Genomic DNA, 22,316 nt, shown 5'->3' with positions numbered 1-22,316 from the left:
TATCAGAGGGCATGTGCATGTCTCAGATAGTCGTCAATCTTCCGTTCCAGCGGGAGGAATACGCCCTGCGTCTGGCCAAGGTGCGAGCGGCCATGCAGGCGCAGGGCATCGAGCTGTTGCTGGTCACCGATCCGTCGAACATGGCCTGGCTGACCGGCTATGACGGTTGGTCGTTCTACGTTCATCAATGCGTGCTGTTGGCCCTCGATGGCGAACCGGTGTGGTTCGGTCGCGGCCAGGACGCCAACGGCGCCCGGCGCACGGTGTTCATGCAGCAAGAGAACATCGTCGGTTACCCGGACATCTACGTGCAGTCGCGGGAACGCCATCCGATGGATTATCTGTCGCGGGAGGTGATCAGCGCCCGGGGTTGGGATGCGCTGACCATCGGCGTGGAGATGGACAACTATTACTTCAGCGCCGCCGCGTTCCTGTCGCTGCAGAAAAACCTGCCGAAGGCCCGATTGATCGACGCGGTCGGGCTGGTGAACTGGCAGCGGGCGGTCAAGTCGCCGCAGGAAATCGCCTACATGCGCATCGCCGCGCGCATCGTCGAAAAGATGCACGGGCGGATCCTCGAACGGATCGAACCGGGCATGCGTAAAAACGAACTGGTGGCGGAAATCTACAGCAGCGGCATCCTCGGTGCGGACGGCCACGGCGGCGATTATCCGGCCATCGTGCCGCTGTTGCCGACGGGGGCGGATGCCAGTGCGCCGCACCTGACCTGGGATGATTCACCCTTCGAAAAGGGCGCCGGCACCTTCTTTGAAATCGCCGGTTGCTACAAGCGTTATCACTGCCCGTTGTCGCGCACGATCTACCTGGGCAAGCCGCCGCAGCACTTCCTCGATGGCGAGAAAGCCGTGGTCGAAGGCATTGCCGCCGGTCTAGAAGCCGCAAAACCGGGCAACACCACCGGCGACATCGCCGTGGCGTTTTTCAAGGTGCTGGAGAAGTTCGGTATCCACAAGGACAGTCGCTGCGGCTACCCGATCGGTATCAGTTATCCACCGGATTGGGGCGAGCGCACCATGAGCCTGCGTCCCGGCGACACCAGTGTGTTGCAACCGGGCATGACGTTCCACTTCATGCCGGGACTGTGGATGGATGACTGGGGGCTGGAGATCACCGAGAGCATTCTGATCACCGAAACCGGCGTCGAGACGTTGTGCAATGTGCCGCGCCAATTGTTCGTGAAGGATTGAGCCATGAGTGAACTGCCAGACAACCCGATCAGCGCCACGGTGGATTTCAGCCGCGAAGGTGTGCAGCACGGTTTTCTCAAACTGCCATATTCCCGGGACGATTCCGCCTGGGGCGCGGTGATGATCCCGGTCACGGTGATCCAGCGCGGTCAGGGACCGACCGCGCTGCTCACCGGCGGTAACCACGGTGACGAATACGAAGGCCCGGTGGCGCTGAGCAAGCTGGCGCAAAGTTTGACGGCTGCCGACGTCAACGGACGGGTGATCATCGTTCCGTTCATGAACACCCCGGCGTTCCACGCCGGGCGGCGCACGTCGCCGATCGACAAGGGCAACCTCAACCGCAGCTTTCCCGGCAAGCCTGACGGCACGGTGACCGAGAAGATCGCCGACTATTTCACCCGCACTTTGCTGCCACTGGCCGACATCGTGCTGGACATCCACTCCGGTGGGCGCACCCTGGATTTCTTGCCGTTCGCCGCGTGTCATGTCCTGCCGGACAAACAGCAACAGGCGCAATGCGAGGCCGGCATGCGTGCGTTCAATGCGCCGTACAGCATGCGCATGCTCGAACTCGATGCCGGAGCGATGTACGACACCGCCGCCGAGTCCCAGGGCAAAGTCTTCGTCACGACCGAGTTGGGCGGCGGCGGTTCGTCCACGGCGCGCAGCGTGGCGATAGCCGAGCGCGGGGTACGCAATCTGCTGGTGCACGCCGGGATTCTTGAGGGCGAAGTGCAGACGGCGCCGTCGATCATGCTCGACATGCCCGACGGCGATTGCTTCATCGCCAGCGAGCACGACGGCTTGCTGGAAATGTGCTGCGACCTGGGCGATAACGTGAACAAGGGCGACGTGATCGCCCGCGTCTACGACGCTACCCGCAGCGGCGTTGCTCCGGTGGAATACTGCGCGGCGCGCAGCGGTTTGCTGGCGGCGCGACACTTTCCGGGGTTGGTGGGCTGTGGCGATACCATTGCGGTCATCGCGGATGTATTGACCTAAACCCTATCCTGTGGGAGCGGGCTTGCTCGCGAAGAGGGCGTGTCAGTCAACATTGATGGTGTCTGACACACCGCCTTCGCGAGCAAGCCCGCTCCCACAGGGTTCCCCTACATTCAGGAGATTCCCGGCCCATGCACAAACTCGATCGCTATGACCTGAAAATCCTGCGAATCCTCGCTGACGACGGGCGTATCACCAAGTCGAGCCTGGCCGAGGCGATCAATCTTTCGGTGACCCCGGCCTGGGAGCGTGTACGCAAGCTCGAAGCCCTCGGATTGATCAAGGGCTATCGCGCGCAGATCGACTGGAACGCGGTGTTCAAAAGTCAGCAAGTTCTGGTGGAAATCACCCTGGCCCGGCACACCGCGCAGGACATGCGACGCTTCGAACAGCGCATGAGTGAAGCCCCCGAAGTCGCCTTCTGCTATGCCACCGGTGGCGGCGTCGACTACATGGCGATGATCCAGGCTCCGGACATCGATTATTACCAGCGCTTCATCGACCAACTGTTGCTCGACGACCTGGGCATCGAACGCTATTTCACCTACATCGTCACCAAAACCATCAAGACCGGTGGCGCCTTGCCGGCTGAGCTATCCCAAGATTCCTGAAATCACCACAAATCAAAAAATGTGGGAGCGGGCTTGCTCGCGAAGAGGGGACTTCAGTTAACCATACGTACCTGACACACCGCTTTCGCGAGCAAGCCCGCTCCCACAATGGATTTGTGTCGATTCGAGAGCCGAATTCATACCGCAAAAATCCGCTGTTCACCCCCGCCCAATCAGAAAAAACCACCTGCAGCACACCCTCCGAACGCCAAATTCCGAAGGCCCGGCTGCCCTAGCATGGTTCCACGCACACGGATTGGAGTGAACACCATGACTTACAAACATCCCCTGCTGTTCAAGGCCCTTTGCTACGTCGATGGTCATTGGGTCCATAGCGATAGCGGCCACAGCATCGCCGTGCATAACCCGGCTGATCAAAAACTGATCGGCCATGTCCCGATGCTCGATCAACCGCAGATCGTCGCCGCCGTCGATGCCGCGCACCGCGCGTTCGCCGGCTGGCGCGAGCAAAGCCTGGAGGCTCGCGGCGTGATTCTGCGGCGCTGGGCGGCATTGATTCTTGAGCATCAGGAAGATCTGGCGCGGATTCTCAGCCTGGAGCAGGGCAAGTCCCTGGCCGAGTCCCGTGGCGAAATCGCCTACGCCGCCAGTTTCATTCCGTGGTTTGCCGAGGAGGCCCGACGCTTGTATGGGCAAAACATTCCCAGCCACATTCCCGGTGCGCACCTGGGCACGGTCAAGGAACCCGTCGGTGTTTGTGCATTGCTGACCCCGTGGAATTTCCCCTCGGCAATGATCACCCGCAAAGCCGCCGCAGCCCTGGCCGCCGGGTGCACCGTGGTGATCAAGCCGGCGCATGAGACGCCGTACTCGGCGTTCGCCCTGGCGCAACTCGCCGAGGAAGCGGGTTTTCCGGCCGGCGTGTTCAACGTGGTGCTGGGCGAGCCGCAGATGACCATGCAAACCCTGGTGCAGGACCTGCGCGTGCGCTCGGTCAGTTTCACCGGCTCGACCCGCGTCGGTAAGTTGGTGCTGCAAGCCGCAGCTCAGGACGTGAAAAAGGTTGCGCTGGAATTGGGCGGCAATGCGCCGTTCATTGTCTGTGCCGATGCCGACCTTGAGCTGGCGGTGAAAGTCGCGGTGGCGGCAAAGTTCCAGACCTCCGGCCAGGATTGCTGTGCGGCAAACCGCATCATGGTCGAACGATCGGTTTATCCGCAGTTTCTCAAGCGATTTGCCGTTGCCGTGCGTGAGTTGAAGGTCGGTCCGGCCATGATCGGCGACCGCGAGCAACAGGTCGATGTCGGACCGTTGATGCACCAGGCGGCCTTCGATGTCACCACCGAACGTGTCGCCGATGCCCTGCAACACGGCGCGCAACGACTGGTGGGTGGGGAGGCTCATGCCCTTGGCGGCTTGTTTTACCAGCCAACGGTGCTGGCCGACGTCACGCCGCAGATGCGCATCTACCGCGAGGAAAATTTCGCGCCGATTGCCGGGGTGATGCCGTTCGACACCCTCGATCAGGCCGTCGAGATGGCCAACGACACCGAATATGGTCTGGCCGCCTACATTTGCTCCAATCGCCTGGACCTGATTTACCCGCTGATCCGCCGGCTCGACCACGCCATGGTCGCCGTCAATGGCGTCAAGTTCACCGGTCATCCGATCCCGTTCGGTGGCATGAAAGCCTCGGGGCTGGGCCGTGAAGGCGGCACCGAAGGCTTCGAAGCCTTTGTCGAAACCAAATACTTTTGTCTGCATCATCAAGGCCAGTTCTAAGGCCAGTTCTCAGGAGATTGCCATGAACCAAGAACTCGACTCGCTATTCGAACAAGACCGTGCGCACTTCATGCACCCTTCGACTCACGCCCATGACCACGCCAGCGGCGCACTCAAGGGCCGCATCATCACGGGCGCCTCGGGGATCCGTATCCGCGATCACGAAGGCCGCGAACTGATCGATGCCTTCGCCGGCCTGTACTGCGTGAACATCGGCTATGGCCGAACCGAAGTGGCCGACGCGATCTACAGGCAAGCCAAGGAACTGGCCTATTACCACACCTACATGGGGCACTCGACCGAGGCAATCATCGAGCTGTCGAGCCGCATCATCGACTGGGCGCCAGAAGGTATGAAGAAGGTCTACTACGGCCTCTCCGGTTCCGACGCCAACGAAACCCAGATCAAACTGGTGCGCTACTACAACAACGTGCTGGGGCGCCCGCAGAAGAAGAAAATCATCTCGCGCGATCGCGGTTATCACGGCTCGGGCATCATGACTGGCAGCCTGACCGGCCTGCCGAGCTTCCATCAGCATTTCGACCTGCCGGCCGAAGGCATCAAACACACCGTATGCCCGCACTGGTATCGCAAGGCGCCGACCGGCATGGATGAAGCAGCGTTCGTGCGCTACTGCGCCGACGAACTGGAAAAAATGATCCTCGCCGAAGGCCCGGACACCGTTGCCGCCTTCATCGGAGAGCCATTGATGGGCACCGGCGGAATCATCGTTCCGCCGGCCGGCTACTGGGCCGCGATCCAGGCGGTGCTGAACAAGTACGATGTGCTGCTGATCGCTGATGAAGTGGTCTGCGCCTTCGGTCGCCTGGGCTCGAAGATGGGCAGCCAGCGTTATGGCATGCGCCCGGACCTGATCACCACGGCCAAAGGCCTGACCAGCGCTTATGCGCCTTTGTCGGCGGTGATCGTCGGTGAAAAGGTCTGGGACGTGATCGAAAAGGCTTCCGAGTCCCAGGGCGCCATGGGCCATGGCTGGACCTATTCCGGGCACCCGATCTGCGCGGCGGCGGCCTTGGCCAACCTCGACATCCTGGAGCGGGAAAACCTCACGGCCAACGCCGACAAGGTCGGTGCCTATCTCAATCGGCGCATGCGCGAAACCCTTGAAGGCCATCCGCTGGTGGGCGAAGTGCGCGGTGACGGCATGCTCGCGGCGGTCGAGTTCATGGCTGATCGTGAACAGCGCACGCCATTCGATACCGCCCTGAAGGTCGGCCCTAAAGTCTCGGCGGCGTGCCTGGAGCGCGGCATGATCGCCCGGGCGATGCCCCATGGCGACATCCTTGGTTTTGCACCGCCGCTGGTCCTGACCGAGGCTGAAGCGGATCTCATCGTTGGTATCACCAAGGATGCGATCGATCAGGTGGCCGGCGAAGTCTTGGGCTGATCATCTGATGTCCCATCGCGGGCAAGCCCGCTCCTGAACACAGGTTTTGTGGGCGACATCAATCACTGTGGGAGCGGGCTTGCCCGCGAAGAGGCCGGGACATTCAACCGAGATGTCCGATCAGAAATAAAAAAGCCCCCGGACAAATGAATGTCCGGGGGCTTTTTACATCGCGCGAAACCTGATTATTTCTTCAGGCCGTAATGCTCATCGAGCATGCCCGGCGAGTTCGGGGTTTTAGGGGCGTAGTCGCGAGGCGGCTCCTGATTGCGCGGTGGCGTCAGGCGTTCCCGTGGAGCCTGCGCCGCGTCGGCGTGCAGGGAGGCCAGCAGGCGTTGGCGAGTCTGTTCGTCCAGGGCCAGGCGGTTGGCACCCTCGGCGAGATGATCTTGCACTTCCTGATAGCTCGCAGTCAGTTTCTTGACCAGTGTCGCGGTGCTGTTGAAGTGGGTTACCACCTCGTTCTGATAACTGTCGAAACGTTCCTGAATATCGTCCAGCTGACGTTGAGTGCTGCTAGGCGCGGCATTCGGCGCAAGGCGAGCGATCAGAAACCCAATGGCGACACCCACAACCAGGGCAAGAGTCGGTAACAACCAAACTAAGAGCGAGTGTTCCACGAGTCCTTCCTCTATAAACGGCTTTGCTTTACGTTAACGGCTCGAACCTGCGCTGTATACCGCGATTCACTCGCAATAGACAGCCACAGACAATTTGCTAGACGAGTCGACCCGATTCGAGGTCACGGAGTTCCTTCCTTGCTTATGCGTGAAACCCCTGTAGTGATTGATGGCCCGGTGGGTCAACTGGAAGCACTGTACCTGGACAACGAGCAGCCTCGCGGCCTGGCGCTCATCTGCCATCCAAACCCGGTGCAGGGCGGCACCATGCTCAACAAAGTGGTCTCGACCCTGCAGCGTACTGCGCGTGATGCCGGTTTGATTACTTTGCGTTTCAACTACCGTGGTGTCGGGGCCAGCGAAGGCTCCCACGACATGGGCACGGGTGAAGTCGATGATGCCCAGGCCGTGGCCGAGTGGTTGCGTGCCAAACATCCAGAATTGCCATTGACGCTGTTCGGTTTCTCTTTTGGCGGGTTTGTTGCGGCAAGTCTCGGCGGGCGCCTGGAAGCGCAGGGCGAGCAGCTCAAGCACCTGTTCATGGTCGCGCCGGCGGTCATGCGCCTGGGGGATCAGGATCAGTTGCCGCAGCACGGTGAACTGACCCTGATTCAGCCGGAAACCGACGAAGTGATCGATCCGCAAGTCGTTTACCAATGGTCCGACACGCTCGAACGTCCCCATGAGCTGCTGAAAGTGGCAGAATGCGGACACTTTTTTCATGGCAAGCTGACCGATCTCAAGGATCTGATCCTGCCGCGTCTCTCGAATTGATTGCAGTCTGACAAGCGATTACCCATGACGACTCGTACCCGTATCCTCACCGGCATCACCACTACCGGCACGCCACACCTGGGCAACTACGCCGGCGCCATCCGCCCGGCGATCGTCGCCAGCCGTGACAGCAATGCCGATTCGTTCTACTTCCTGGCCGACTACCACGCCCTGATCAAGTGCGATGACCCGCTGCGCATCCAGCGCTCGCGTCTGGAAATTGCCGCGACCTGGCTGGCCGGTGGCCTGGATGTCGACCGCGTGACTTTCTACCGCCAGTCCGACATCCCGGAAATCCCTGAGCTGACCTGGCTGCTGACCTGCGTTGCCGCCAAGGGCTTGCTCAATCGCGCTCACGCCTACAAGGCTTCGGTGGACAAGAACGTCGAAACCGGTGAAGACCCGGATGCCGGCATCACCATGGGCCTGTACAGCTACCCGGTGCTGATGGCCGCGGACATCCTGATGTTCAATGCGCACAAGGTGCCGGTCGGTCGCGACCAGATCCAACACGTGGAAATGGCGCGGGACATCGGCCAGCGCTTCAATCACCTGTTCGGCCAGGGCAAAGAGTTCTTCACCATGCCCGAGGCGTTGATCGAAGAGAGCGTCGCCACGTTGCCGGGCCTGGATGGCCGCAAGATGTCGAAGAGTTACGACAACACCATTCCGTTGTTCAGCAGCGCCAAAGAGATGAAGGACGCGATTTCGCGGATCGTCACCGACTCCCGCGCGCCGGGCGAAGCCAAGGATCCTGATAACTCGCACCTGTTCACCCTGTTCCAGGCCTTCGCCACTCCGGCGCAGGCCGACGAGTTCCGCAGCGAATTGTTGCAGGGCCTGGGTTGGGGCGAGGCGAAGAGTCGCCTGTTCCAGCTGCTCGACAACGAATTGGGTGAATCCCGCGATCGTTATTACAAGCTGATCGAGCGTCCGGCGGACCTGGAAGACATCCTGCAGCACGGCGCGAAAAAGGCCCGTGCGGTAGCGACACCGTTCCTCAATGAACTGCGTGAAGCGGTGGGTCTGCGCTCCTTTGTTGCCCAGGCCCAAGTGGCGACGAGCACCAAGAAGAAGGCCGCGAAAGCTGCACGTTTTGTCAGCTTCCGCGAAGACGACGGCAGCTTCCGCTTCCGTCTGCTGGCGGCCGATGGCGAACAACTGCTGCTGTCGCGCAACTTCGCCGACGGCAAGACCGCCGGTCAGGTGACCAAGCAACTGCAATCGGGTCAGCCACTGGATGTGCGCAGTGAAGAGCTGGGTTTCAGCGTCTGGCTCGAAGGCGAGTGCGTTGCCGACAGCCCGGCCTTCGCCGACAGCACTGCGCGCGATGCTGCCATTGAAGCTTTACGCATTGCCCTGACGCCAGTTCAGGAATAAACAGCGGCCCGGCTCGACCAAGGGCCGATTGCCATTCCTCCGGGCCGTCGCTACAGTGTCGGCCCGTTTTTGTTGCCTTGCTAACGAATTATGACGCCCCTAGAACGATATCAAGCTGATCTGAAACGCCCGGAATTCTTCCATGATGCCGCGCAGGAAACTGCTGTGCGTCATTTGCAGCGCCTCTACGACGACCTGGTCGCGGCCGAGCAAAACAAACCGGGCCTGCTGGGCAAGCTGTTTGGCAAGAAGGATTTGACCCCGGTCAAGGGCCTGTATTTCTGGGGGGGCGTAGGTCGCGGCAAGACTTACCTGGTGGACACCTTCTTCGAAGCACTGCCGTTCAAGGAAAAGTCCCGCACTCACTTCCACCGCTTCATGAAGCGTGTGCATGAAGAGATGAAGACCTTGGGTGGCGAGAAAAACCCGCTGACCATCATCGCCAAGCGCTTCGCCACCGAAGCCCGGGTGATCTGCTTCGATGAGTTCTTCGTTTCCGACATCACCGACGCCATGATCCTTGGCACCTTGATGGAGGAGCTGTTCAAGAACGGCGTGACCCTGGTCGCGACCTCGAACATCGTGCCGGACGGCCTGTACAAGGACGGCCTGCAACGCGCGCGCTTCCTGCCGGCCATTGCGCTGATCAAGCAGAATACCGAGATCGTCAACGTCGACAGCGGCGTCGACTATCGTCTGCGTCACCTTGAACAGGCCGAGCTGTTCCACTATCCGCTCGACGAAGCCGCCAACGAAAGCCTGCGCAAGAGCTTCCGGGCGCTGACGCCGGAATGCACGGCGGCGGTCGAAAATGACGTGCTGATGATCGAAAACCGTGAAATTCGTGCCCTGCGCACCTGCGATGACGTGGCCTGGTTCAACTTCCGTGAACTGTGCGACGGCCCACGCAGCCAGAACGACTACATCGAGCTGGGCAAGATCTTCCACGCCGTGTTGCTCAGCGATGTCGAGCAGATGAGCGTCACCACCGACGACATCGCCCGACGCTTCATCAACATGGTCGACGAGTTCTACGACCGTAACGTGAAGCTGATCATTTCTGCCGAAGTGGAGCTTAAAGACCTGTACACAGGTGGCCGCCTGAACTTCGAGTTCCAGCGTACTTTGAGTCGTCTGCTGGAAATGCAATCCCACGAATTCCTGGCTCGGGCGCACAAGCCGTAGGACGATTCTGGAAATAAAAAAAGGCCTGCAATTGCAGGCCTTTTTTTGTGCAAAAAAACGCCCGTCATCGCAATCCTTGTAGGAGCCGGCTTGCTGGCGAAGAACGATTACACGGTTTGCCTGTTCAACCGCGGTGTCTGAATCGCCAGCAAGCCGGCTCCTACAATTGATTTTTGTTGGGATTGTGAGACCTATGCAGCCTGCTGAAACTGCTGCCGATACTGGTTCGGCGACAACTCTGTGTGCTGGCGGAACAGCCGTGCAAAGAAGCTCGCGTCGTCATAGCCAACTTCATAGCTGATGGTCTTGATGCTCTTGCGGCTGCCGGACAGCAAGCCCTTGGCTGTTTCGATGCGCAGGCGTTGCAGGTAATGCAACGGCTTGTCGCCGGTGGCGGTCTGGAAGCGGCGCATGAAGTTGCGGATGCTCATGCCGTGTTCGCGGGCGACGTCTTCGAAGCGGAACTTGTCGGCGAAGTGTTCTTCGAGCCAGTGCTGGATCTGCAGGATGATTACGTCCTGGTGCAGTTTCTGTCCGCCGAATCCAATCCGTCCTGGGGAATAGCTGCGCTGCACCTCATACAGAATGTCCCGGGCTACGGCCTGGGACACGTTGGCGCCGCAGAAACGCTCGATCAGGTAAATGTACAGATCGCACGCCGAGGTGGTGCCACCGGCACAGTACAGGTTGTCGGCATCGGTCAGGTGCTTGTCCTGATTGAGTTGCACCTGGGGGAAGCGTTCGGCGAAAGCATTGAAGAAGCGCCAATAGGTGGTTGCTTCCTTGCCATTGAGCAGCCCGGCTTCGGCGAGCCAGAACACGCCGGTGGCCTCGCCGCACAGTACGGCACCGCGCGCATGTTGCTGGCGCAACCAGGGCAGGACTTGCGGGTAGCGTTTGCACAGGCTGTCGAAATCGTCCCAGAACGCGGGGAGCACGATGATATCGGCGTTTTCCAGTCCGCCATCCACCGGAATCAACACATCGCTGAAGGTGTTGACCGGTTTGCCATCGGGGCTGACCAGGCGTGTTTCGAACGCCGGTGTCAGGCCCTGGCCCAGCTGTTTGCCGTAGCGCAGGCTGGCGAGGTGGAAGAAATCCTTGGCTTGCAAGAGGGTGGAAGCGAAAACCCGGTCGATGGCCAGGATGCTGACGCGCCGCAATGGCGTGGAGGCTTGGTTAGACATAATTCAACTTTATTTTTATAGGGGGAAGTGGTCACCAGACGGCTGGATCGTCTTATTTTTTGTCGGTTGTGTCCAGTGTCCTGTATCGGGTGCGAGGCATAGTCTCTGAAGGTCAACTCCTTCTAAAAACAAAGAAAAGGTGCCGCATGATTCCCAGAACCCTGTTCAGTTCCGAGCACGAGCTCTTCCGTGACAGCGTGCGCACGTTCCTCGAAAAAGAGGCCGTGCCGTTCCATGGGCAATGGGAAAAACAAGGCTATATCGACCGCAAACTGTGGAACAAGGCGGGGGAGGCGGGGATGCTTTGCTCGCACTTGCCGGAAGAGTACGGCGGCCTGGGGGCGGACTTTCTCTACAGCGCGGTGGTGATCGAGGAGGTGGGGCGTCTGGGCCTGACCGGCATCGGTTTTTCCCTGCATTCGGACATCGTGGCGCCCTACATCCTGCATTACGGCAGTGAGGCGTTGAAGCACAAGTACCTGCCGAAGCTGGTGTCCGGCGAGATGGTTACCGCGATCGCCATGACCGAGCCGGGTGCTGGTTCCGATCTGCAAGGGGTGAAAACCACCGCCGTGCTCGATGGCGATGAGTACGTGATCAACGGCTCCAAGACATTCATTACCAACGGTTACCTGGCCGATCTGGTGATCGTCGTCGCCAAGACCGATCCGAAGGCTGGCGCCAAGGGCACCAGTCTGTTTCTGGTGGAGGCCAATACGCCGGGCTTCGACAAGGGCAAGCGCCTGGAGAAGGTCGGAATGAAAGCCCAGGACACTTCGGAGCTGTTCTTCCAGGATGTGCGAGTGCCCAAGGAAAACCTGCTGGGCCAGGCCGGGATGGGTTTTGCCTACCTGATGCAGGAATTGCCTCAGGAACGCCTCACCGTGGCCGTTGGTGGGCTGGCGTCAGCCGAAGCGGCGTTGCAATGGACGCTGGACTACACCCGCGAGCGCAAGGCGTTCGGCAAGTCGATCGCGGATTTCCAGAATACCCGGTTCAAGCTGGCGGAGATGGCCACGGAAATCCAGATCGGCCGCGTCTTTGTTGACCGCTGCCTGGAGTTGCACCTGCAAGGCAAACTCGACGTACCGACAGCGGCGATGGCCAAGTACTGGGGCACCGACCTGCAATGCAAGGTGCTCGACGAGTGTGTGCAGTTGCACGGCGGTTACGGGTTCATGTGGGAGTACCCGATCGCGCGGGCATGGGCGGATGCGCGGGTGCAGCGGATTTATGCCGGGACCAACGAGATCATGAAGGAGATCATTGCGCGGTCGCTTTGAAATTGCGGTGACTGGGCGGACGCTTTCGCGAGCAAGCCCGCTCCCACATTCAATCGAGTTTTCCCAGGGGAATACGGTTGAAAATGTGGCAGCGGGCTTGCTCGCGAATGCTGTTTAGCTATCGATCAGGGCGCCGGGTTCGGGTGATCCTTGTGAATCGCCTCGATCCCTTCCAGCACTTCCTTCGACAATTTCAGATCAAAACTGGCGATGTTGCTCTCCAGTTGCTCCATCGTGGTCGCGCCAATGATGTTGCTGGTCACGAACGGCTGCTGCGTCACGAACGCCAGGGCCATTTGTGCCGGGTCCAGGCCGTGCTCGCGAGCCAGGGCCACGTAACGGCTGCAGGCTGCTTCCGACTGCGGGTTGAAATAGCGGCTGAAGCGGCTGTAGAGGCTCAGGCGACCTTTTGGCGGGCGGGCGCCACCTTCGTACTTGCCTGACAGGAAACCGAACGCCAGCGGCGAATAGGCGAGCAGGCCGCATTGTTCGCGGATGGCGATTTCCGCCAGGCCGACTTCGAAGCTGCGGTTGAGCAGGTTATACGGGTTCTGGATCGATACGGCGCGTGGCCAGCCGCGGGCTTCGGCCAGGGCCAGGAAACGCATGGTGCCCCACGGCGTCTCGTTGGACAGGCCGATGTGGCGGATCTTGCCGGCGCGAACCTGCTCGTCCAGCGCTTCGAGGGTGTCCTCCAGTGGAGTCAGGTTGGCTTCGGTCTGGTGCTTGTAGCCCAACTGCCCGAAGAAGTTGGTGCTGCGCTCTGGCCAGTGCAACTGGTACAGGTCGATGTAGTCGGTCTGCAGGCGCTTGAGGCTGGCGTCCACGGCTTCGGTGATGTGCTGGCGATTGTGCCGAAGGTTCTTGTCGCGGATGTAGTCGATGGTGTTGCCGGGGCCGGCGATCTTGCTGGCCAGGATCCAGTCGGCGCGGTCGCCGCGGCTTTTGAAGTAATTGCCGATATAGCGTTCGGTGGTGGCGTAGGTCTCGGCCTTGGGCGGCACCGGATACATCTCGGCGGTGTCGATGAAGTTGATCCCGGCACTCTTGGCCCGTTCAATCTGGGCGAAGGCGTCTGCCTCGCTGTTTTGCTCGCCCCAGGTCATGGTTCCGAGGCAGAGGGCACTCACGTTCAGATTGGTGCGGCCTAGCTGGCGATAGTCCATCGGGTGCTCCTTGGGCAAAACAATCATAAAAGCAGGTTGAATTATTTTTCGCAATCTGCATAATTGCGCACCTCTTTCTGCAGTGGAAGTGATGCGCCGCCGCCGAAGAATCTTGCCGTTGAACGGACGCGCCGACCCGAGCCCCCGAAAGCGTCTGTATCCGGCTGCCTTTGACTTGTCAAAGTACGCACTATTCAGTAAGATCCGCCGTCTAATTTACAGGGCGGCCCCTGAGGCTATAAAGAATGAAGACTTTTACTGCTAAACCGGAAACAGTAAAGCGCGACTGGTTTGTCGTCGACGCTGCTGGTCAGACCCTGGGTCGTCTGGCCACCGAAATCGCGAGCCGTCTGCGTGGCAAGCACAAGCCTGAGTACACTCCTCACGTTGACACCGGCGACTACATCGTCGTAATCAACGCTGAGCAGATCCGTGTTACCGGTGCTAAAACCACTGACAAAATGTACTACTCCCACTCCGGTTTCCCGGGCGGCATCAAGTCGATCAACTTTGAAAAGCTGATCGCCAAGGCCCCTGAGCGCGTGATCGAGACCGCGGTCAAAGGCATGCTGCCTAAGAACCCGCTGGGTCGCGACATGTACCGTAAGCTGAAAGTCTATGCGGGCGCTGCACACCCACATACTGCTCAGCAGCCCCAAGAACTGAAGTTTTAACGGAATAGTACATTATGTCGGCGACTCAAAATTACGGCACTGGCCGTCGCAAGACCGCAACCGCACGCGTTTTCCTGCGTCCGGGTACTGGTAACATCTCCATCAACAACCGTTCGCTGGATAATTTCTTCGGCCGCGAAACTGCCCGCATGGTAGTTCGTCAGCCGCTGGAATTGACTGAGACTGTCGAGAAGTTCGACATCTACGTCACCGTGATCGGCGGTGGTGTGAGTGGTCAAGCTGGCGCAATCCGCCACGGCATCACTCGCGCTCTGATGGACTACGACGAGACTCTGCGCAGCGCCCTGCGTAAAGCCGGCTTCGTAACCCGCGATGCTCGTGAAGTTGAACGTAAGAAAGTCGGTCTGCGTAAAGCGCGTAAGCGTCCGCAGTACTCGAAGCGTTAATTCGCTTTCACGTTCAAAAAAGAACGCCCAGTTTCCTCACGGAGCTGGGCGTTTTTTTATGTCTGCGATTTATCAAAGAATTGCGCTGTGACAACTTGCCACATCCGCAGACGCCCTATACTACAAGGCTTGGGGGTGATGGGCTCCGGTAATTACCTTGTCAGAATTGGGGCTTTTCATTACCATTCGGCAAAATTTTTATAAGTACATAGATTTACTTAGTAGATGCCTGATTTAACAGGCCACAAAGCTGATGGGAGAGGACTGAATGAGCAATGACGGCGTGAATACAGGCCGGCGTCGCTTCTTGGTAGCAGCCACATCCGTGGTGGGTGCTGCAGGAGCGGTGGGGGCTGCGGTCCCGTTCGTGGGGTCATGGTTTCCCAGTGCCAAGGCGAAAGCCGCAGGTGCACCGGTGAAAGTGAATGTCAGCAAAGTCGAGCCAGGCCAGCAGATGATTGCTGAGTGGCGCGGCCAGCCGGTGTTCATCGTCCGCCGTACACCGGAAATCCTGGGGAACCTGAAGAAGATCGAGGGCCAGCTCGCTGACCCGGAGTCCAAGAGCTCGACACAACCGACTTACGTTGATCCGGAAACCCGTTCGATCAAACCCGAGGTCCTGCTGCTGATCGGTATCTGCACGCACCTGGGTTGCTCGCCGACCTTCCGTCCTGAAGTGGCGCCTGCGGATCTGGGTAAAGACTGGGTAGGTGGCTATTTCTGCCCTTGCCACGGTTCCCACTACGATCTGGCTGGCCGCGTCTACAAGTCGCAACCTGCGCCTTTGAACCTGCCAGTGCCCCCGCATTCCTATGAGACCGATGAAATTATTATCATTGGCGTCGATACGGAGAAAGCGTGATGAGCAAATTCATGGATTGGGTTGATGCACGCTTTCCCGCGACCAAGATGTGGGAAGACCATCTCAGCAAGTATTACGCTCCGAAAAACTTCAACTTCTTCTACTTCTTTGGCTCCCTGGCGCTGCTCGTTCTGGTCAACCAGATCGTTACCGGTGTCTGGCTGACCATGAGCTACAACCCGTCGGCGGAAGAGGCGTTCGCTTCCGTCGAATACATCATGCGTGACGTCGAGTACGGCTCGATCCTGCGTCTGCTGCACTCCACCGGTGCTTCGGCGTTCTTCATCGTGGTCTACCTGCACATGTTCCGTGGCCTGCTCTACGGTTCGTACCAGAAGCCGCGTGAGCTGGTGTGGGTCTTCGGCATGCTGATCTACCTGGCGCTGATGGCTGAAGCCTTCATGGGTTACCTGCTGCCGTGGGGCCAGATGTCCTACTGGGGTGCCCAGGTGATCATCTCGCTGTTCGGTGCGATCCCGGTCATCGGCAACGACCTGACCCAGTGGATTCGTGGTGACTACCTGATTTCCGGTATCACCCTGAACCGCTTCTTCGCCTTGCACGTGGTTGCCCTGCCGATCGTTATCCTGGGTCTGGTGGTGCTGCACATCCTGGCGTTGCACGAAGTCGGTTCGAACAACCCGGACGGCGTGGACATCAAGAAACACAAGGACGAAAACGGCATACCGCTGGACGGCATTGCCTTCCACCCGTACTACACCGTGAAAGATATCGTCGGCGTGGTGGTGTTCCTGTTCATCTTCTGCTCGATCGTGTTCTTCTTCCCGGAAATGGGCGGCTACTTCCTCGAGAAGCCTAACTTTGAAGTGGCGAACGCCTTCAAGACCCCAGAGCACATCGCTCCGGTCTGGTACTTCACTCCGTTCTACGCCATCTTGCGTGCGATTCCGGACAAGCTCCTTGGTGTGATCGCCATGGGCGCGGCCATTGCTGTGCTGTTCGTCCTGCCATGGCTGGACCGTAGTCCGGTCAAGTCGATGCGCTACAAGGGCTGGCTGAGCAAGATCTGGCTCTGGGTGTTCTGCATCTCGTTCGTGATCCTGGGCGTGCTGGGCGTATTGGCTCCAACCCCTGAGCGTACGTTGCTGTCGCAGGTATGTACCTTCCTGTACTTCGCCTACTTCATTCTGATGCCGTTCTACACCAGGCTCGAGAAGACCAAACCGGTTCCGGAAAGGGTGACTGGCTGATGAAAAAACTATTTGCTGTATTGATGCTTGCTGCGCTGCCAGTGTTCGCTTTCGCAGCTGAACACGGTGGTCCGGAGCTGGAAAAAGTCGATATCGACGTTTCCGATAAAGCAGCCATGCAGGACGGCGCGCGTACGTTCGCCAACTACTGCATGGGTTGCCACAGTGCCAAGTTCCAACGCTATGAGCGTGTTGCCGACGACCTGGGCATTCCTCATGAGTTGATGCTGGAGAAGCTGATGTTCACCGGCGCCAAGATCGGCGACCACATGAGCATCGGCATGCAGCCTGCGGACGCCAAGGCCTGGTTTGGCGCGGCGCCGCCGGACCTGACCCTGGTTGCCCGTGTTCGTGGCACCGACTGGCTCTACGGCTACCTGAGGTCGTTCTACGAAGATCCTGCGCGCCCATGGGGTGTGAACAACAAGGTCTTCCCGAACGTGGGCATGCCTAACGTCCTGGCCGGCCTGCAAGGTCGCCAGGTGGTTGGTTGCAAACAGGTTCAGATCGTCGAAGACGGCAAGAAGCAATTTGATCCGTTGACCGGCACGCCATTGACTCATGAAGCGTGCGATCAACTGACCATCGTGCCGAAAAGCGGTGCCCTGACTGCAGAGCAGTTCGATGAGAAGGTCAAGAATCTGGTAACCTTCCTGGCTTACTCGGCTAACCCGGTTAAGCTGCAACATCAGCGCATCGGTACGTACGTATTGTTGTACCTGGCGTTCTTCTTCGTCTTCGCTTACCTGCTCAAGCGCGAATACTGGAAAGACGTGCACTGATAAAGCTTCAAGCTATTGCTGTTAATCGCGCGCGCCCAAGGGCGCCTCTGAAGATGTAGCGAATCTGGTGATCCAGTCGTTACGGGAGGCGCCCTCTGGGCGCGCTCGTTTTTGAGCTTTTCGATAATTTCTACAAGCGAGGAGGATCGCCATGGGCGTGACCAATCGGTTGGCCTGTTACTCCGACCCCGCCGACCACTATTCCCACCGAGTGCGCATCGTACTGGCAGAGAAGGGTGTCAGCGCCGAGATCATTTATGTGGAAGCTGGACGCCAGCCACCTAAACTGATTGAGGTGAACCCTTACGGCAGCTTGCCCACCCTGGTCGATCGCGACCTGGCGTTGTGGGAGTCGACTGTGGTGATGGAATATCTGGATGAGCGTTACCCGCACCCGCCGCTACTGCCGGTTTATCCCGTGGCGCGCGCCAACAGTCGTCTGCTGATACACCGCATTCAGCGCGACTGGTGTGGTCTGGTGGATCTGATTCTGGATTCGCGGACCAAGGAGGCGGCCCGTGCCGTGGCTCGCAAAGAGTTGCGCGAAAGCCTGACGGGTGTGTCGCCACTGTTCGCCGATAAACCGTTTTTCCTCAGTGAGGAACAAAGTCTGGTGGACTGCTGCCTATTGCCAATACTCTGGCGATTGCCGATTCTGGGTATAGAACTGCCGCGGCCAGCCAAGCCGCTGCTTGATTATATGGAGCGCCAGTTTGCGCGTGAGGCATTCCAGGCGAGTCTGTCTGGTGTCGAACGCGACATGCGCTAAGGCTTAAGGAGCCGCTATGAACTCCAGTCGACCTTATCTGGTCCGCGCGCTCTATGAGTGGATTGTGGACAACGATTGCACCCCGCACATGCTGGTCAATTCCGAGTATCCGTCGGTGCAGGTGCCTCAGGGGTTTGCCAGTGACGGACAGATCGTCCTGAACGTATCGCCACAAGCTGTGCGTCACTTGCACATGGATAACGAGGCGGTCAGTTTCGAAGGGCGCTTTGGTGGCGTACCGCACACCTTGTACGTGCCTATTGCTTCGATCCTGGGTATCTACGCCCGGGAGAATGGCCAGGGCATGGTGTTTGATCTGGAATCGCCAATGGGCGAGGACGACGACATCGAGCCGGATGACGATCTCCCGCCACCGGACAGCGAGCCGCCGCGTCCTAGCGGTCGACCGAGTTTGAAGGTGGTGAAATAAAAAAAGGGTGATCCGCAAGGATCACCCTTTTTTTATTTCGCCCCCTTCAAACGATGTAGGAGCGAGCCTGCTCGCGATGGGCGTGAACGATGACGCGGGCTGTCTGAATGAGCGCATTCACCGGACGTTTTTCGCGAGCAGGCTCACTCCTACAGGATGGGGTTCAATCGATGTACTCAAACAGCTTCACAATCTTCTGCACACCGGAAACGCCTTGCACCAAATTGGTCGCCTGCGCAGCTTCCTGTTTGGTCAGCAGACCCAGCATGTAGACAATGCCGTTTTCAGTGACGACCTTGATACGCGAGCCTGGGATGTTCGCGTCGGCGAGCATCTGGGTCTTGATCTTGGAGGTCAGCCAGGTGTCGTTCTGGCGGGCCAGGAAGCTGGAAGGTGGCAGGACTTGCAGTTCGTTGTGCACCTGCTTCACGCGCTGGACCGCGGCTGCGGCCTGTTCGGCCTTGGCCTTGAGGTCTGCGCGGGGTGTTTGCCCGGCGAGCAGCACGACACCGTTGAAGCTGGTGACGACGATATGCGAATCCTTATCCAGGGCCGGGTCGGCCTTGGCGACGTTCACGCCAACTTTAGTGTCGATCAGGGAGTCGTCGATCTTGCTGCCCAGTGTGCGAGTGCCACGGTCATCTTCAATCGGAGCCTCGCGGCTGGCAGTCACCACCGAGGTGCAGCCGCTGATGCCGAGGCACAGGGTCAAGGCCAGTAGGCCAAGGCGATTAGGGGTCATTCTTCACTCCCGAACAATTGGCTGTCGATCAAGTCGCAAAGGCAATGGATCGCCAGCAGGTGGACTTCTTGAATACGAGCGGTGACGTTGGCCGGTACGCGAATCTCGACGTCCTCGGGCAACAGTAGCGACGCCATGCCGCCGCCGTCACGTCCCGTCAATGCTACGACAATCATTTCGCGATCATGTGCGGCCTGGATCGCTTGAATTATGTTGGCCGAGTTGCCGCTGGTGGAGATAGCCAGCAACACATCGCCCGGTTGGCCGAGTGCACGGATCTGTTTGGAGAAGATTTCGTTGTAGCTGTAGTCGTTGGCGATCGAGGTGATCGTCGAGCTGTCGGTTGTCAGGGCGATGGCTGGCAGGCTCGGGCGCTCGCGCTCAAAGCGGTTGAGCAGCTCGGACGAGAAGTGCTGGGCGTCGCCAGCAGAGCCGCCGTTGCCACAGGAAAGCATTTTGCCTTCGTTGAGCAGGGCGTTGACCATGACCTGGCTGGCTTGCTCGATGTGCGGTGCAAGTACTTCCATCGCCTGTTGCTTGGTGTCGATACTGGCCTGAAAAAGCTGGCGAATTCGCGATTGCATGTCCATCTGTGTGACCTTAAGTAGCGCGGCTGTTCGGCACGTGAATGTGCAGCCCGCAAAGCAAAGAGCAAAAGTGTTGGGTGATAGTGTCCGGTTCGCAATGCCGGCGATCAGCCGTCGAAGGCATTCTGTAGCCAGTTCAACTGATCGAGGTGGCTGTCGATGGCAATCACGTCGAAGCGGCAAGGGGAATTGGCCCAACGCGACTCGCGCTGAAGAAAATATTGCGCGGCGAAAATCAGTTTTTGCCGTTTGCGCTCATCGATGCTATCGAGCGCGCCACCCCATTGAGTGTTTTTTCTGTAGCGGACTTCAACGAATACTACTGTATCGCCATCTAGCATGACCAGATCAAGCTCACCGCGTTTACACAACCAGTTCTGCGCCAGCAGGCGCAGACCCTGTTGTTGAAGATGCTCGAGCGCATGGCGCTCGGCATCCTTGCCGCTTTGCTGGCGTGACCTGTCAGGCATCAGCGAGCGGTGTCCGGCAGGCGCTGGATCTGACCATTGGCGAACTGGGCCCAAGGCAACTGACGCACGACCCGCTGGGTCTGAGTCATGCCAAGGCTGCCCGATTCACCGTCGATGCGGCTGTCCGGCAGGGACTTGAGCTGGCCCAGGCGTGGCGCCAGACGATAGGCATCCACACCCATTGCATACAGGCGACCCAGGCTGCCGGCGGCCTGTGGCCACTGGGCGGTGACCTGGCGGCGCAGTGGGTCGTTGGTCTCCAGCAACCATGGCGTTTCGCAGAAGCGAATGCCGTTCATGTCGTTGTACTGGTTGACGTCACCGCTGGCGCTGAACACGTGGGAGGTGGCGTAGACCGGCACATCGCCCGCGTACTGGAAGTTCAGGGTCGGTTTGATCTGTTGGGCCTGTTGCGGCGTTGCGGCAAGGAAGATGAATTCGATGTCCTGGCGGCGCGACGGCTGGGCGGCTACTTGTGAGCCAACAGTGCTTTGCAGGCTCTTGGCGCGACCTTCGCTCTGGCGCAGCTGGAACATATCGGCAATCTGCTGGGCCAACTGTACCGGTTGATCAACACGTTCGGTGGCAACGATGGTGCCGCCATTGGCTTGCCAATCCTGGCTGAATGCCCTGAGCACGCGGTCGCCCCATTCGCCTTTCGGCACCATGATGGCGGCGCGATGCAGGCCGTCGGCGCGGGCGCGGCGCGACACTTCGCGGGCTTCGTCTTCTGCGGCCAAGCCGAACTGGAACAGCTGCGCCGGACCTTGGTCGCCCTCGCTGTAGTTCAGTGCCAGCGTGGTGATCGGCAGTTGCGGGCGAGTACTCAGCTGTTTGACCAGTGGCTTCTCCAGCGGGCCGACGACCAGTTGCACGCCATCGGCCTGGGCCTTGCGGTAGAACTCGTCCATGGAGGTCAGGCGCGAGCTGTCGTAGAACTCGATGGCAGGTGGTTTCTGCCCGGCCTGTTGGGCCTGGTAGTGGGCGGCCATGAAGCCGTCGCGCAGCGCTTTGCCGACCGAGGCCAGTTGGCCGTCCTGAGGCAGCAGCAGGGCGATTTTGGTCAGGGGCTGGCTGGCCAGTTCCTTGAGTTGGGTCAACGCCTGCGGCAACTGAATGGCTGCAGGATGTTTCGGATTCTGCGCGCGCCAGTTGTCGATGGCGGCCTGTTGCTGCTCCAGGGTGCCGGCGGACTTCACCGCCAGCGCCAGGGCCATCCAGCCGCCGAGATCGTCGGTACTGTTCGGCTGCAGCTGCTCGGTCGGCAGCGAAGCGATCAGGGCCCAGATGGCTTCGTGGTTCTTGCTCGCGGCTTCACCCTTGAGCATTGGGGCGATGAAAATGCGCTCGCGAGCCGCGGCAAGGGTCTGGCCATCGGCTTCAAGGGCGCGGGCGTGAACGGTGCCGGTGCGAACCTGTTGCTCGACGGGCAGTTCGCTCAAGCGTTGCATGCTCGGATGGCTCAAGGCAGTCAGCGCAGCTTTGGGCTGGTTGCGAGTCATGGCCAGTTCAGCCGCCAGCGTGCTGGCGAAGACCTGTTGGCCTGGCTTGAGCTGTTCGACAGGCACCTGTTGCAGGATTTGCGCGGACTGGCCGGCATTGCCCTGGTGGTAGGCCAGGTCGGCAGCGCTCAAGCGCAGCAGGGCGGCATCTTCCGGTGATTTGCTTTGGGCGGCTTTCTCAAGCAACTGCTCGATACTGGCGTCCGGTGTCCGTGGAAGTTCGCCAAGGCTGGAGGAGGGCGAGCTGGCGCAAGCCGCCAGCAAGGCAGCGAGGCAGAGGGCAGATAACAGCCGCAGGCAAGCGATCATG

Annotated in this window: 23 protein-coding genes; 16 read left to right on the top strand and 7 right to left on the bottom strand. The window is 59.5% G+C overall.

The window, feature by feature from the left end; genetic code table 11:
• Nucleotides 1–17: 17 nt before the first annotated feature.
• The 5 genes from doeA (at nucleotide 18) to QMK54_RS26040 (ending at nucleotide 5,975) form a co-directional block, all read left to right on the top strand.
• Nucleotides 18–1,208, top strand: coding sequence for an ectoine hydrolase DoeA (doeA, locus tag QMK54_RS26065; protein WP_320401565.1), 1,191 nt, complete (start codon nucleotides 18–20; stop codon nucleotides 1,206–1,208).
• A gap of 3 nt (nucleotides 1,209–1,211) precedes the next feature.
• Nucleotides 1,212–2,213: a N(2)-acetyl-L-2,4-diaminobutanoate deacetylase DoeB gene (doeB, locus tag QMK54_RS26060; protein ID WP_110658959.1), complete on the top strand. Its 1,002-nt coding sequence runs from the start codon at nucleotides 1,212–1,214 to the stop codon at nucleotides 2,211–2,213.
• 131 nt (nucleotides 2,214–2,344) lie between these two features.
• Nucleotides 2,345–2,824 carry an Lrp/AsnC family transcriptional regulator gene (locus tag QMK54_RS26050; protein WP_320401564.1) on the top strand — a complete coding sequence of 160 codons (480 nt, stop codon included), beginning with the start codon at nucleotides 2,345–2,347 and terminating at the stop codon, nucleotides 2,822–2,824.
• 270 nt (nucleotides 2,825–3,094) lie between these two features.
• On the top strand, nucleotides 3,095–4,567 hold the full coding sequence (locus QMK54_RS26045) for an NAD-dependent succinate-semialdehyde dehydrogenase (RefSeq protein ID WP_110660703.1): 1,473 nt from the start codon (nucleotides 3,095–3,097) through the stop codon (nucleotides 4,565–4,567).
• A 22-nt stretch (nucleotides 4,568–4,589) separates the two neighbouring features.
• Nucleotides 4,590–5,975, top strand: a complete 1,386-nt coding sequence (locus QMK54_RS26040) for an aspartate aminotransferase family protein (RefSeq protein ID WP_110660702.1) — start codon at nucleotides 4,590–4,592, stop codon at nucleotides 5,973–5,975.
• Nucleotides 5,976–6,160: 185 nt separating this feature from the next.
• Here QMK54_RS26040 and QMK54_RS26035 read toward each other — a convergent pair whose 3' ends face one another.
• Nucleotides 6,161–6,595 (bottom strand): YhcB family protein, encoded by a 435-nt coding sequence (locus QMK54_RS26035; protein ID WP_110660701.1) that lies wholly within the window; start codon nucleotides 6,593–6,595, stop codon nucleotides 6,161–6,163.
• A 144-nt stretch (nucleotides 6,596–6,739) separates the two neighbouring features.
• Between QMK54_RS26035 and QMK54_RS26030 the strand changes: the two genes are divergently transcribed.
• From QMK54_RS26030 to zapE, 3 genes are all read left to right on the top strand, one after another.
• A complete protein-coding gene (locus QMK54_RS26030; RefSeq protein WP_320401563.1) occupies nucleotides 6,740–7,369 on the top strand; it encodes an alpha/beta hydrolase in 630 nt (209 codons plus the stop codon).
• Nucleotides 7,370–7,393: 24 nt separating this feature from the next.
• Nucleotides 7,394–8,749, top strand: a complete 1,356-nt coding sequence (locus tag QMK54_RS26025; RefSeq protein WP_110660699.1) for a tryptophan--tRNA ligase — start codon at nucleotides 7,394–7,396, stop codon at nucleotides 8,747–8,749.
• A 90-nt stretch (nucleotides 8,750–8,839) separates the two neighbouring features.
• On the top strand, nucleotides 8,840–9,934 hold the full coding sequence (zapE, locus tag QMK54_RS26020) for a cell division protein ZapE (protein WP_110660698.1): 1,095 nt from the start codon (nucleotides 8,840–8,842) through the stop codon (nucleotides 9,932–9,934).
• Between the two features lie 191 nt (nucleotides 9,935–10,125).
• Here zapE and QMK54_RS26015 read toward each other — a convergent pair whose 3' ends face one another.
• Nucleotides 10,126–11,121: a GlxA family transcriptional regulator gene (locus tag QMK54_RS26015; protein ID WP_110658921.1), complete on the bottom strand. Its 996-nt coding sequence runs from the start codon at nucleotides 11,119–11,121 to the stop codon at nucleotides 10,126–10,128.
• Between the two features lie 146 nt (nucleotides 11,122–11,267).
• On the opposite strand from QMK54_RS26015, the gene QMK54_RS26010 reads away from it, so the two are divergent.
• Nucleotides 11,268–12,404: an acyl-CoA dehydrogenase family protein gene (locus QMK54_RS26010; protein ID WP_110658919.1), complete on the top strand. Its 1,137-nt coding sequence runs from the start codon at nucleotides 11,268–11,270 to the stop codon at nucleotides 12,402–12,404.
• A gap of 125 nt (nucleotides 12,405–12,529) precedes the next feature.
• Here the strand turns inward: QMK54_RS26010 and QMK54_RS26005 are convergent, their stop codons facing one another.
• Complete coding sequence (locus QMK54_RS26005; protein ID WP_320401562.1) at nucleotides 12,530–13,570, bottom strand: NADP(H)-dependent aldo-keto reductase; 1,041 nt, start codon at nucleotides 13,568–13,570, stop codon at nucleotides 12,530–12,532.
• A gap of 245 nt (nucleotides 13,571–13,815) precedes the next feature.
• On the opposite strand from QMK54_RS26005, the gene rplM reads away from it, so the two are divergent.
• From rplM to QMK54_RS25970, 7 genes are all read left to right on the top strand, one after another.
• Nucleotides 13,816–14,244, top strand: coding sequence for a 50S ribosomal protein L13 (gene rplM, locus QMK54_RS26000; RefSeq protein WP_007917032.1), 429 nt, complete (start codon nucleotides 13,816–13,818; stop codon nucleotides 14,242–14,244).
• Nucleotides 14,245–14,258: 14 nt separating this feature from the next.
• Nucleotides 14,259–14,651 carry a 30S ribosomal protein S9 gene (gene rpsI, locus QMK54_RS25995; RefSeq protein ID WP_003228056.1) on the top strand — a complete coding sequence of 131 codons (393 nt, stop codon included), beginning with the start codon at nucleotides 14,259–14,261 and terminating at the stop codon, nucleotides 14,649–14,651.
• A gap of 268 nt (nucleotides 14,652–14,919) precedes the next feature.
• Nucleotides 14,920–15,513: a ubiquinol-cytochrome c reductase iron-sulfur subunit gene (petA, locus tag QMK54_RS25990; RefSeq protein WP_110658915.1), complete on the top strand. Its 594-nt coding sequence runs from the start codon at nucleotides 14,920–14,922 to the stop codon at nucleotides 15,511–15,513.
• Nucleotides 15,513–16,724 carry a cytochrome b gene (locus QMK54_RS25985; protein WP_008045954.1) on the top strand — a complete coding sequence of 404 codons (1,212 nt, stop codon included), beginning with the start codon at nucleotides 15,513–15,515 and terminating at the stop codon, nucleotides 16,722–16,724. The genes petA and QMK54_RS25985 overlap by 1 nt, the downstream gene beginning before the upstream one ends.
• Nucleotides 16,724–17,506 (top strand): cytochrome c1, encoded by a 783-nt coding sequence (locus QMK54_RS25980; RefSeq protein WP_320401561.1) that lies wholly within the window; start codon nucleotides 16,724–16,726, stop codon nucleotides 17,504–17,506. The genes QMK54_RS25985 and QMK54_RS25980 overlap by 1 nt, the downstream gene beginning before the upstream one ends.
• Nucleotides 17,507–17,657: 151 nt before the next feature.
• Nucleotides 17,658–18,275 carry a glutathione S-transferase N-terminal domain-containing protein gene (locus tag QMK54_RS25975; RefSeq protein WP_007972581.1) on the top strand — a complete coding sequence of 206 codons (618 nt, stop codon included), beginning with the start codon at nucleotides 17,658–17,660 and terminating at the stop codon, nucleotides 18,273–18,275.
• A gap of 16 nt (nucleotides 18,276–18,291) precedes the next feature.
• Nucleotides 18,292–18,705 carry a ClpXP protease specificity-enhancing factor gene (locus tag QMK54_RS25970; protein ID WP_007972582.1) on the top strand — a complete coding sequence of 138 codons (414 nt, stop codon included), beginning with the start codon at nucleotides 18,292–18,294 and terminating at the stop codon, nucleotides 18,703–18,705.
• A 163-nt stretch (nucleotides 18,706–18,868) separates the two neighbouring features.
• Here QMK54_RS25970 and QMK54_RS25965 read toward each other — a convergent pair whose 3' ends face one another.
• The 4 genes from QMK54_RS25965 to QMK54_RS25950 all read right to left on the bottom strand — a co-directional run bounded on the left by QMK54_RS25965 (nucleotide 18,869) and on the right by QMK54_RS25950 (nucleotide 22,315).
• The gene (locus QMK54_RS25965; RefSeq protein WP_223588441.1) at nucleotides 18,869–19,447 is read right to left on the bottom strand and encodes a BON domain-containing protein; all 579 of its coding nucleotides are present in this window, start codon (nucleotides 19,445–19,447) and stop codon (nucleotides 18,869–18,871) included.
• Nucleotides 19,444–20,037: a phosphoheptose isomerase gene (locus tag QMK54_RS25960; RefSeq protein ID WP_007972584.1), complete on the bottom strand. Its 594-nt coding sequence runs from the start codon at nucleotides 20,035–20,037 to the stop codon at nucleotides 19,444–19,446. Before QMK54_RS25960 ends, QMK54_RS25965 begins: the two co-directional genes overlap by 4 nt.
• A gap of 104 nt (nucleotides 20,038–20,141) precedes the next feature.
• Nucleotides 20,142–20,504, bottom strand: a complete 363-nt coding sequence (locus tag QMK54_RS25955; RefSeq protein ID WP_110658909.1) for a YraN family protein — start codon at nucleotides 20,502–20,504, stop codon at nucleotides 20,142–20,144.
• Nucleotides 20,504–22,315: a penicillin-binding protein activator gene (locus QMK54_RS25950; RefSeq protein ID WP_110658907.1), complete on the bottom strand. Its 1,812-nt coding sequence runs from the start codon at nucleotides 22,313–22,315 to the stop codon at nucleotides 20,504–20,506. The genes QMK54_RS25955 and QMK54_RS25950 overlap by 1 nt, the downstream gene beginning before the upstream one ends.
• Between the last annotated feature and the right edge of the window lies 1 nt (nucleotide 22,316).

Source organism: Pseudomonas sp. P5_109, from assembly GCF_034009455.1.
GTDB lineage: Bacteria > Pseudomonadota > Gammaproteobacteria > Pseudomonadales > Pseudomonadaceae > Aquipseudomonas.
This window is presented reverse-complemented; position numbering and strand designations above follow the sequence as displayed.